Raw genomic sequence first — 10,781 nt, 5'->3', positions numbered from 1 at the left:
GGCGCCGTCCGCCTGCGCGATGTGGACGCCGCGTTCGCCCGCGGGGAGCTCGTGCGCGCGTGGACCATGCGCGGCACGCTGCACACCGTGCCCGCGCGCGACCTCGGCTGGATGCTGGAGGTCACGGCCGAGCGGCAGCGGCAGCAGGCGGCCTCCCGGCAGCGGCAGCTCGGGATCGACGCGGAGGTCACGGCGACCGCGGTGAAGGCGCTCGTCCCGCGACTGCGCGACGGCGGGCTCACGCGGGCCGAGGTCTTCGCGGTGTGGGAGGCTGCGGGCATCGACCCGTCGGGCCAGCGCGGCATCCACCTCCTGTTCGACCTGACCATCGATGGGCTCGTGTGCCAGGGGCCGATCGTGCCGCGCTCCGGCATCACGCGCGACCAGCGGTTCGTGCTCGTCGAGGAGCACATCCGTGCGCACGAGCGGCCGGACGACCCGCTGGCCGAGCTGTTCGTGCGCTACATCGACGGACACGGCCCCGCGGGCGTCGCGGACTTCGCGTGGTGGTCCGGGCTCACCCTCGGGCAGTCGAGGGAGGCCGCCGCGCGCGCCGCCGGGCGCGTGACCGAGGTCGCCGAGGGCCTGTTCACCGCGGTCGCGCACCCCCGCCGGGCGCCCGCCGCGCCGTCGGTGCAGGCGCTGCCCGCGTTCGACGAGTACTACATCTCCTACGCCGACCGCACGCCCGTGTGCGACCCGGCGTACCTGGGTCGCGTCGGCCCGGGCAAGAACGGCATGGTGCGCGCGACGATCGTGGAGGACGGACGCGTCATCGGCTGCTGGACCCACGCGGCCGCCGCGCACACGGCGGATCCCGAGCTGTTCACCGAGCCGGGCGACCCCGATGCCGTGAGCGCCGCGCTCGCCCGGTTCGCCGCGTTCATCGACGGCTGACCCGCCCGGAGCGGGCCCGGCGTCAGCCCGCGACCGGCACCGGGGCGAGCAGTGCGGCGATCTGCGGTGCGAGCGCGATGAGGCGATCGTTCGCCTCGGTCTCGGCCACGGTGGCCCGCAGGCCCTCGCCGGGGAACGGGCGCACGAGCAGCCCGTGGTGCTCCAGCAGCTCGGCGACTGCGGCGGTCGTGTCGCCCAGCGGCAGCCAGACGAAGTTGCCGCGGCTCTCGGGCACGGTGATCCCGGCGGCGGCGAAGGCGGTGACGACGCGCTCGCGCTCCTGCACGAGGGCGTCGACGCGCTCCTGCAGCTCGTCCTCCGCAGCGAGGGAGGCGACCGCGGCGGTCTGGGCGAGGTTCGTGACGCCGAACGGGATGGCGACCTTGCGCAGTGCGAAGCCCAGCTGCTCGGGGGCGATGGCGTAGCCCACCCGCATGCCAGCCAGCCCGTACGCCTTCGAGAACGTGTGCGCGACGGCCACGTTGGGGTAGCGGCGGAAGTACTCGATGCCCACGGGCGAGTCGGCGCGGTCGTTGAACTGCACGTACGCCTCGTCGATCACCACGACGATGTGCGCCGGCACCTGCGACAGGAACCGGTCGAGCTCGGCGTCGCCGACGGTCGTGCCGGTCGGGTTGTTCGGGTTGCACACGAGGATCAGGCGCGTGCGGTCGGTGATGGCGGCGAGCATGGCGTCGAGGTCGTGGCGGTGGTCGGCGGTGAGCGGCACCATCACGGGTACGGCTCCGGCGGCCCTGGCCAGCATCGGGTACGCCTCGAACGAGCGCCAGGCGAACAGCACCTCGTCACCCTCGCCGGCGGTGGCCCGCATCAGCTGCGACACGACCTCGACCGAGCCGCTGCCGAGCACCACGTTGACGGGCTCGACACCGAAGCGCGCGCACAGCTCGGTGGTGAGGGCGGTGGCCGCGGTCTCGGGGTAGCGGTTGATGGTGGCGAGCTCGTCGGCGATCGCGGCGGTCACCGAGGGGAGCGGGGGATAGGGGTTCTCGTTCGACGAGATCTTGTGCACGGGCCCGGTGGTCTCGGTCTGCGGTGCCGCCTTGCCCGGCTTGTAGCCGGGGATCGCGTCCAGGTCTCCCCGCAGTCTCAGCTCCGACATCCGATGGCCCTTCTCTCGTGTGCGCTCCTGCGGCCGTGTCCGTTTGACAGGCCCGAGCGGACTTCATACTATCGCAATTGAATATAAAGAATGTTGTCAATCCGATCCGCGGCGATCGGATGCGACGGAAGGAGCGGAGCGACGGTGCCCCACACTGCGGTCGATTCCCCGGAACAGCGCCTCGCCCTGCGCGTGCGCGCCATGCGCCAGGAGGCGAAGGACGTGCTGTCCCTCGAGCTCGACGACCCCACCGGCGCCGAACTGCCGGCCTGGGAGCCGGGAGCGCACATCGACCTCCGCTTCGCGAACGGCGTCGAACGCCAGTACTCGCTGTGCTCCGACCCCGGCGACCGCACCGCCTGGCGCATCGCGGTGCTCGCCGAGAGCCCGAGCCGCGGCGGCTCCCGCTACGTGCACCAGACGCTGCGCGTCGGTGACCCCGTCACGGCCTCCGCCCCCATCAACCACTTCGCACTCGCGCCGGCGGACGACTACGTCTTCGTGGCCGGCGGCATCGGCATCACGCCCATCCTGCCGATGCTGCAGGAGGCCACCCGCCGGGGCGTCCCGTGGCGGCTCGCGTACCTCGGCTCGGCGGGGGAGCGCATGGCATTCCTCTCCTCGACCCAGCTCGCGGGCGGCGAACTGCTGCTCGTGCGCGGCGACGTCGACGACCGGCTCGACCTGGCCGCCTGGATCGGTGCGCCCTCCGCCGAGACCGGTGTGTACGCGTGCGGTCCGGAGCGCATGCTCGATGCGCTGGAAGAGCTGAGCGCCGGATGGCCGCGCGGGGTGCTGCACGTCGAGCGCTTCCAGGCGAAGACCTTCGGCGAATCGCAGGGCGCCGAGTCGTTCGAGGTGGTCGCCAGCCGGTCCGACCTCGTCGTCACGGTGGACCGCGGGTGCAGCATCCTCGAGATGCTCGAGAACGCCGGTATCGGCGTGCCCAGCTCCTGCCTGGAGGGCGTGTGCGGCACGTGCGAGACCGCCGTCGTCGACGGGGCGCCCGAGCACCGCGACTCGATCCTCACCCCCGACGAGCGCGAGAGCAACGAGACGATGATGATCTGCGTCTCCCGTTCGCTCGGCGACCGTCTCGTCCTCGACATCTGACCCCCCCACGAACGGAGCGACCATGGACACCGGAACCGCATACGGGCTGCGCCTCGGGCAGCCGCTGAACGAGCTCGCCCAGGTGGGTCCTGGCACCCCCTACGGTGAGGTGCTGCGCCGCTACTGGCACCCGGTCGCGAAGGTCGAGGATGCGACGACACGACCCCTCTCGCTGCGCGTGCTGGGCGAGGAGCTCGTGCTGTTCCGCACCCGCAAGGGCAAGGCGGGTCTGCTGCACCCGCGCTGCATCCACCGCGGCGCGTCGCTGTTCTACGGCGGGGTCGAGGACGAGGGCATCCGCTGCTGCTACCACGGCTGGGTGTTCGACACCGAGGGGCACTGCCTGGAGCAGCCGTGCGAGCCCGACCTGGGACTGCACCGCGATCGCGTACGTCAGCCGTGGTACCCCGTCGAGGAGCAGTACGGACTGATCTGGGCCTACATGGGCCCGCCCGACAAGAAGCCGGTGCTGCCGCGCTACGACACGCTCGAGGAGCTGGCCGACGACGAGCAGCTCATCGTGAACGACCAGGGCGTGGGCGGAGGCGGCCCGGCACAGCTCGACTTCAACTGGCTGCAGCACTGGGAGAACGTGATGGACCCGTTCCACGTGCCGATCCTGCACGCCCGGTTCAGCGGCAACCAGTTCACGCCGGAGATGGCGCTGATCCCCGAGGTCGAGTACGAGTACACGCCGCTGGGCGTTCGGAGCATCCAGATGCGCGACCTCGGCGACGGCCGGCAGCTGCGCCGCGTGACCGAGGTGATCTTCCCGAACCTGCGTGTGGTGGCGAGCCCCAAGCTCGCCTCCGGACAGACGAACATGATCGGCTGGGTGGTGCCGATGGACGACACCAACTTCCGCATCTTCACGGTCGCGCGCGACAGCGACCCCGACTTCCTCACCAAGCTGCGCTCCACCCACGAGGGCAAGCCGTGGAAGGAGCTCACCGACCTGGAGCACCAGCGGCTGCCCGGCGACTACGAGGCGCAGAAGTCGCAGGGCGCCATCTCGCTGCACTCCGAGGATCACCTCACCACCACCGACCAGGGCATCGCGATGATCCGGCGCATGATGGCCAAGCAGCACCGGGCCGTGGCGGGCGGCGGCGACCCTGTCGGCGTGTTCTTCGACGAGTCGGAGCGGCTGATCCGCATCGAGGGTGGCAACTACTTCGAGGGCGCGCCCGACGCGCCGCTGCTCGCCGACGCGGTGGACGACTGACATGGCCAAGTACACGGCGCGGCCGCCCCGGGGGGACCGTCCGGTCCTCGTGCTGGGCATCAGCGACGTCGTCGTGATCGAGGGCGAGCCGGCCGTGCCGGTGAGCACGCACCACCTGTCGGCGTGGGGGCGGTGGGTGCGCGACGTCGCCATCCCCGACGCCGCGGCGCAGCGGCTGCACGAGCTGGCGGAGCACTTCGACATCGTGTGGGCGTCGGAGTGGGGCCACAACGCGCACACCGCGTTCCGCGAGCCGCTCGAGCTGCCGGAGGAGCCGTGGCCGTTCCTGCCCGTGCAGTTCGACAAGCTCGCGCACATCCGCCGGTACGCGGACGGTCTGCCGTGGATCTGGGTCGACGATCCGCTCGTCGACCTGAGCGGCGAGCCGCCCCGGTGCGATGACGGCATCGTGGTGCGCGTGGACCCGGCCGCCGGCATCCTCAGCCTGGACGTCGACGAGCTGCTGACGAAGACGCGCGAGCTGGTCGAGCGTCGCGCCGAGGAAGACGAGGAGAACGCATGACGGATGCCGTCGCGATCGTGGGAGGGCGGGTCGTCACGGGCCTGGGTGAGGAGATCGAGAGCGGCACCGTGCTGCTGTCCGACGGGCGCATCGAGGCCGTCGGCACAGGGCTCGCCGTGCCCGAGGGCGCCCGGGTGATCGACGCCGCCGGATGCTGGGTGCTGCCCGGCCTCATCGACCCGCACAGCCACATCGGCGCGCACGAGGAGGCCAACGGCCCCGCCGGGTTCGACGGCAGCGAGGTCTCGTCGCCGGTCACCGCCGGCGTGCGGGCCATCGACGCCGTCAACATCGAGGACATCGCCTTCCGCGACGCGCTCGCCGGTGGCATCACCGCCGTGGTCGTGAAGCCGGGATCGGGCAACCCGATCGGCGGGCAGAGCGTCGCCATCAAGACGGCGGGAGGGCGCTCGGTCGACGAGCAGGTGATCCGCGCGGCGCTCGGCATGAAGTCGGCGCTCGGCGAGAACCCCAAGCAGGCCTACGGGGAGCGCAAGCAGCTGCCGTCGACCCGGCTCGGCATCGCCCTCGTCATCCGTCAGGCGCTGCGCGACGCGCAGGGCTACGCGGTCCGGCGTGACAAGGCCCGCGCCGACGGCACGCCGTTCGCCGTGGACCTCGGAAAGCAGGCGCTCACGGAAGCCCTCGACGGCACGCTCACGTGGGAGCAGCACGCGCACCGGCACGACGACATCGCCACGGCGCTGCGCATCGCCGACGAGTTCGGGCTGCGCCTCGTGCTCAATCACGGCACCGAGGCGCACAAGCTCGCCGGTATCCTCGCCGCGCGCGACGTGCCCGTGATCTACGGACCCATCCTGTCGAGCCGCTCCAAGGTGGAGGTACGCGAAGCCGATCCCGCGAACCTCGCCGCGCTCGCCGCGGCGGGTGTGCGCGTGGCGCTCACCACCGACCACCCGGTCGTGCCCATCGGCCTGCTCGCGATGCAGGCGGCCGTGGCCGTGCGGGCCGGGCTGCCGAGGGAGACCGCGCTCGCGGCGATGACCTCGACGGCCGCGGCCATCGCCGGCATCGACGACCGGGTCGGCGCGCTGGAGCCCGGCCGCGACGCGGATGTGGTTCTGTGGACCGGAGACCCGCTCGACGTCGCCTCGACCGTGCGGGAGGTGCTCATCGACGGGCGCACGGTGTACTCGGCGCCGTCCGCGGCGCAGGAGGGGAACGGATGACGCTGCACGACGACGCCGCACGCCTGCAGCCGGAGCTGGTGGAGCTGCGCCGTCGTCTGCACCGCATCCCCGAGCCCGGGTTCGACCTGCCGCTGACGCAGCGCGCCGTGCTCGACGCGATCGACGGCCTGGGCCTGGAGATCACGACCGGATCGGACCTCAGCTCGGTCACGGCCGTGCTGCGCGGCGCGACCGACGGCCCGTCCGTGCTCCTGCGCGGAGACATGGACGCGCTCGCCATCGTCGAGGAGACCGGCCTCGAGTACGCGTCGGCGAACGGGGCGATGCACGCGTGCGGGCACGACCTGCACGTGGCCGGACTCGTGGGGGCCGCACGCCTGCTCGCCGGGCGGCGCGACCGCATCGCCGGCTCCGTCGTCTTCATGTTCCAGCCCGGCGAGGAAGCGGGCGGCGGGGCTCCGCTCATGATCCGCGACGGCGTGCTCGACGCCGCGGGCACGCGGGTCGAGGCCGCCTACGGCATCCACGTGGGTCCGGGCGCGCGCGGCACGTTCCAGCTGAAGTCCGGCACGATCATGGCGGGCGCCAACGTGCTGCGGGTGCGCGTGCACGGGAGGGGAGGGCACGGGTCGAGGCCGCAGCAGGCCGTGGATCCCGTGCCCGTGGTGGCCGAGCTGATCCTCGCCCTGCAGTCCTGGGTCACGCGCCGCATCGACGTGTTCGATCCCGTGGTGCTGTCGGTCACGACGCTGTACGCGGGGGAGATCACGAATGTGATCCCCGAGGACGCGGGCTTCGCGGCGACCCTGCGCACGCTGTCCGAGGCGTCGATCGCGCAGGCGCAGGCCGAGCTCCCGCCGCTGATCGAGCGCATCGCCGCGGCGCACGGCTGCACGGCCGACGTCGAGGTGATCGTCGGCTATCCGGTCACGGTCAACACGGTCGAGGAGACGGCGGCGGCGGCAGCGGTGCTCCGCGCCGAGTTCGGCGAGGACCGCGTGGAGGAGATCGATGCGCCCTGGATGGCGTCGGAGGACTTCTCGTTCGTGCTCAGGGAGGTGCCAGGCACGTTCCTGTTCCTGTGCGCGACCCCGCCGGATGTGGACCAGGACGACATCCCGATGAACCACTCGCCGCATGCGCGGTTCGACGACGCGGTGCTGGGCGATCAGGCCGCGGCTCTCGCGGCGCTCGCCTGGCGCCACGTCGGAGTCGGCGACGCGTAGGCGCCCGTCGTCTCGTCGCCGGGGTGCTGCCTGAGTGAGCGGAGCGAGACGAGGGGCGCGCGTGTCAGCGACCGAGCGTGCGGTGGTCCAGCACGGCCTTGCGGCCGACCTTCACATCGCCGGAGCGGATCGCGTCGATCAGGGCCTCGTGGATGCGCAGGCGCTCGTCGGTGTCCTGCCGGAAGCCCGGCACGGCCAGGGCGTCGTCGGTCGCGGCCCCCGCGGTCTCACCCTCGATGTAGTCGACGAGGTTGAGGTAGAACGTGCGCAGCACGGCGTTGGGGGAGATCTCGGCGATCCGCCGGTGCAGCCGCCAGTTGCCGTGCAGGCCCTCGATGGGGTCGTGCCAGTGCTCGGTCAGCTCCGCCATCACGGCTTCGAGATCGGCGATGTCGGCGTCCGTGCGGTGCTGCACCGCGTCCTGCATGACGGCCTCGTCGAGCGCGTCCAGCACCTTGATCACGTCGTTCACCGGAGCGCCGGTCTGCCGCAGCCGCAGCACGCTGTGCGCGAGGCGGATCAGCGGGGACTGGTCGGCGACGAAGATGCCGCCACCGGGACCCGGGCGCAGATCGACCGAGCCGCGCGCCCGCAGCACCCGCAGCGCCTCGCCGAGCGTGGCCGGCGCCACACCGAACTGCTCGCACAGCTCCTGGCGGGTGCCGATGCGATGACCCGGCTCGAGACCCTCCGTCTTGATCATCGCCTCGACCTCGGTGACCACGCGGTCGGCGACGGACTGCGCGGGCGCGACGCGCTGGAACGTGCGCGCTTCTTCCTGGGTGCTGGCCACGGGGATCCTTCGGTCGGAGCGGGGCTGTGGAGCGGATCTCTCACATCCTAAGGAGCGCCTGCCGCGCCGGGGCGGTGGCGGCGGGCGATTCTCCTATTTGCAGTAATTGAATGTATCTAATACAGTCAATCACGCAATGCTGCTCACGAGAGGAAACAGATGACCGACCCCACCGGTGGCGATCTGCTCGCAGACTCCCTCATCAACCAGGGAGTCTCACGGATCTTCGGCATCCCGGGCGTCCAGCTCGATGCCGCCGCAGACGCCCTCCACGCCCGCACCGACCAGGTCGACTTCATCTGCGCGCGCAACGAGCAGGCCACGACCTACATGGCGGACGGCTACGCGCGGAGCACCGGCGACGTCGGTGTCGCGATGGTCGTGCCGGGCCCCGGCGTGCTCAACGCCCTCTCCGGCGTCGCGACCGGCTACTCGGCCAACTCGCCGATGCTCCTGATCGCGGGCCAGATCGACTCGCAGGCCATCGGCCGCGGACTCGGCGCCCTGCACGAGATCCCCGACCAGACGGGCATCCTGCAGCGACTCACGAAATGGACGGGCACCGCCCGCTCCGCCGATGAGATCCCCGGGCTCGTGCGCGAGGCGTTCACCCAGCTGCGCAGCGGCCGCCCTCGCCCCGTCGCGCTCGAGGTGCCGCCGGACGTTCTGGCCGCCACCTCGCGTGCCGTCGCGGCCGAGCGTGTCGCCGACGCACCCCTCGTGCCGGAGGAGCAGCAGATCCGCGACGCCGCCGCCCGCCTGCTCGCGGCCAAGCGCCCGATGATCGTGGTGGGCGGGGGAGTGCTCGCCGCGAACGCATCGGTCGCCCTCCAGGCACTCGCCGAGGCACTGGAGGCCCCCGTGCTCATGACCGAGAACGGCCGCGGTGCGCTCGACGCCCGCCACCGTCTGGCCTTCGACGCGCTCGCCCTCCGCGCGTTCCGGGAGGACGCCGACCTGGTGCTCGCCGTCGGCACGCGCTTCGTCTCGACGTTCGGCACCCAGGTCGACACGAACGGCGCCCCCGTGATCCTCGTGAACGCGGAGGCCGCCGACCTCGGGGGCCCGCGTGCCGCCGCGCAGACGCTGCACGCCGATGCCCGCCTCGCCCTCGCCGCCCTGGCCGCCGAGGTCGGCACCCCGGCGCGCGACTCGCGGGAGAGCGAGTTCGCCCGCGTGCGCACCTGGCTCGCCGCGCAGTTCGCCGACATCTCCCCGCAGCGGGAGTACCTGTCCGCGATCCGCGGCGCGCTCCCCGAAGACGGCGTCTTCGTGAGCGAGTTCACGCAGGTGGGCTACGCCGCCAGCGCCTGCTATCCGGCGTACCAGCCGCGCACCTACATCGGCCCCGGTTACCAGGGCACGCTCGGCTACGGCTTCGCCACGGCCCTCGGCGTCAAGGCGGCCGACCCCGACCGCGCCGTCGTGTCGGTGAACGGCGACGGCGGCTTCTCCTGGACGCTGCAGGAGCTGTCCACGGCCAAGCGCTACGGTCTCGGCCTCGTGACGATCGTGTTCCACGACGGGTTCTACGGCAACGTGCGCCGCATCCAGAAGAACCGGTACGGGGCACGCTACTTCGCCAGCGACCTCACCAATCCGGACTACGGCACGCTCGCGGAGGCGTTCGGCATCCGCTCCGCACGGGCGACTACCCCGCAGGAGCTCTCGGGGGTGCTGGCCGACGCCGTGCCCGCGAACGAGCCGATCCTCATCAACGTGCCGGTCGGCGAGTTCCCGTCGCCGTGGCACCTGATCCACGAGGGTGTGCCGCGCCCGGCGCCGCTCGCCCCCGATGCGCATCTCGTGCGGCAGGCGGGGGTCTGACATGGTCATCGGGCACGACATCGCCGGCATCAGGGAGGATGCCGCAGGGCAGGCCTCGATCGATGTCGTCAGCCCGGCCGACGGCACCGTGATCGGTGCCGTCGTGGCAGGCGGCCCCGCCGATGTGGATCGTGCGGTGGCTGCGGCCGCGGGCGCGTTCGGCACCTGGTCGACGACGCCGATGTCGCAGCGGATCGCTCATGTCGAGGCGCTCGCCGAGGGGTTGGCGCGCCACCGTGAGCTGCTCGCTGCGACGTTGAGCGCGGAGATGGGGTCGCCGATCGCGTTCGCGCGCTCCGCCCAGGTGGGGGTCGCGATCGCCGACCTCGCCCGGCTGGTCGAGGCCGCCCGCGCGCACGTCGAGCGCGAGGCGGTCTCGAACTCCCTCGTGGTCGCGGAGCCGGTCGGTGTGGTCGCCGCGATCACGCCCTGGAACTTCCCCCTGCACCAGATCATGCTCAAGGTGGGCGCCGCGATCCTCGCCGGCTGCACCGTGGTGCTCAAGCCCAGCGAGGTCGCGCCGCTGAACGCCGCGATCGTGGGCGACATCCTCCGCGAGACCGGGCTGCCGGCCGGCGTCGTGAACATCGTGCACGGCGACGGTGCCGGTGTCGGCTCTCCGCTGGTGGCGCACCCCGGCGTCGACATGGTCACCTTCACGGGCTCGCGCCAGGTGGGGGAGCAGGTGGCGCGCGCCGCCGCCGCGACCATCAAGAAGGTCGCGCTGGAGCTCGGGGGCAAGTCGGCGGCGATCGTGCTCGACGACGCGCCGCTGGACGAGTCCGTGCGGGGGGTCCTCGCCTCGTGCTTCGCGAACGCCGGACAGACCTGCGCGGCGCAGACGCGCGTGCTGGTGCCGGAGGGCATGCGGGAGGCGTGGGAGCGCGCGGCCGTCGAGGCCGC

Annotated in this window: 10 protein-coding genes; 8 read left to right on the top strand and 2 right to left on the bottom strand. The window is 72.2% G+C overall.

Translation table 11 applies throughout. The features are described from left to right. The coding region (locus DW309_RS07930) for a winged helix DNA-binding domain-containing protein (protein ID WP_136045070.1) at positions 1-897 on the top strand (897 nt) is incomplete at its 5' end. 22 nt (positions 898-919) lie between these two features. Here the strand turns inward: DW309_RS07930 and hisC are convergent. After that, on the bottom strand, positions 920-2,020 hold the full coding sequence (gene hisC / locus DW309_RS07925) for a histidinol-phosphate transaminase (protein ID WP_136045069.1): 1,101 nt from the start codon (positions 2,018-2,020) through the stop codon (positions 920-922). A 144-nt stretch (positions 2,021-2,164) separates the two neighbouring features. Between hisC and DW309_RS07920 the strand changes: the two genes are divergently transcribed. The 5 genes from DW309_RS07920 to DW309_RS07900 are packed head-to-tail and all read left to right on the top strand — an operon-like array spanning position 2,165 to position 7,258. Next, the gene (locus DW309_RS07920) at positions 2,165-3,133 is read left to right on the top strand and encodes a PDR/VanB family oxidoreductase (protein WP_240753157.1); all 969 of its coding nucleotides are present in this window, start codon (positions 2,165-2,167) and stop codon (positions 3,131-3,133) included. A gap of 22 nt (positions 3,134-3,155) precedes the next feature. Beyond that, the gene (locus DW309_RS07915; protein ID WP_136029053.1) at positions 3,156-4,358 is read left to right on the top strand and encodes an aromatic ring-hydroxylating dioxygenase subunit alpha; all 1,203 of its coding nucleotides are present in this window, start codon (positions 3,156-3,158) and stop codon (positions 4,356-4,358) included. A 1-nt stretch (position 4,359) separates the two neighbouring features. Continuing rightward, positions 4,360-4,881 (top strand): hypothetical protein, encoded by a 522-nt coding sequence (locus DW309_RS07910; protein ID WP_136035537.1) that lies wholly within the window; start codon positions 4,360-4,362, stop codon positions 4,879-4,881. Continuing rightward, positions 4,878-6,071 (top strand): amidohydrolase, encoded by a 1,194-nt coding sequence (locus tag DW309_RS07905; RefSeq protein WP_136045068.1) that lies wholly within the window; start codon positions 4,878-4,880, stop codon positions 6,069-6,071. The genes DW309_RS07910 and DW309_RS07905 overlap by 4 nt, the downstream gene beginning before the upstream one ends. Then, positions 6,068-7,258: a M20 metallopeptidase family protein gene (locus DW309_RS07900; protein WP_136045067.1), complete on the top strand. Its 1,191-nt coding sequence runs from the start codon at positions 6,068-6,070 to the stop codon at positions 7,256-7,258. The genes DW309_RS07905 and DW309_RS07900 overlap by 4 nt, the downstream gene beginning before the upstream one ends. 64 nt (positions 7,259-7,322) lie before the next feature. Here the strand turns inward: DW309_RS07900 and DW309_RS07895 are convergent, their stop codons facing one another. Further along, the gene (locus DW309_RS07895; protein WP_136029061.1) at positions 7,323-8,051 is read right to left on the bottom strand and encodes a FadR/GntR family transcriptional regulator; all 729 of its coding nucleotides are present in this window, start codon (positions 8,049-8,051) and stop codon (positions 7,323-7,325) included. A 159-nt stretch (positions 8,052-8,210) separates the two neighbouring features. On the opposite strand from DW309_RS07895, the gene DW309_RS07890 reads away from it, so the two are divergent. Further along, positions 8,211-9,878, top strand: coding sequence for a thiamine pyrophosphate-dependent enzyme (locus DW309_RS07890; RefSeq protein ID WP_136045066.1), 1,668 nt, complete (start codon positions 8,211-8,213; stop codon positions 9,876-9,878). A 1-nt stretch (position 9,879) separates the two neighbouring features. Beyond that, positions 9,880-10,781 (top strand): aldehyde dehydrogenase family protein (locus DW309_RS07885; RefSeq protein ID WP_168387223.1); only part of this gene is annotated, 902 nt, incomplete at its 3' end.

It is taken from the genome of Microbacterium sp. K41, from assembly GCF_004794395.1.
GTDB lineage: Bacteria > Actinomycetota > Actinomycetes > Actinomycetales > Microbacteriaceae > Microbacterium > Microbacterium sufflavum.
Note: the sequence above shows the minus strand (reverse complement) of the source record. Positions and strands in the feature narration are given on the sequence as shown.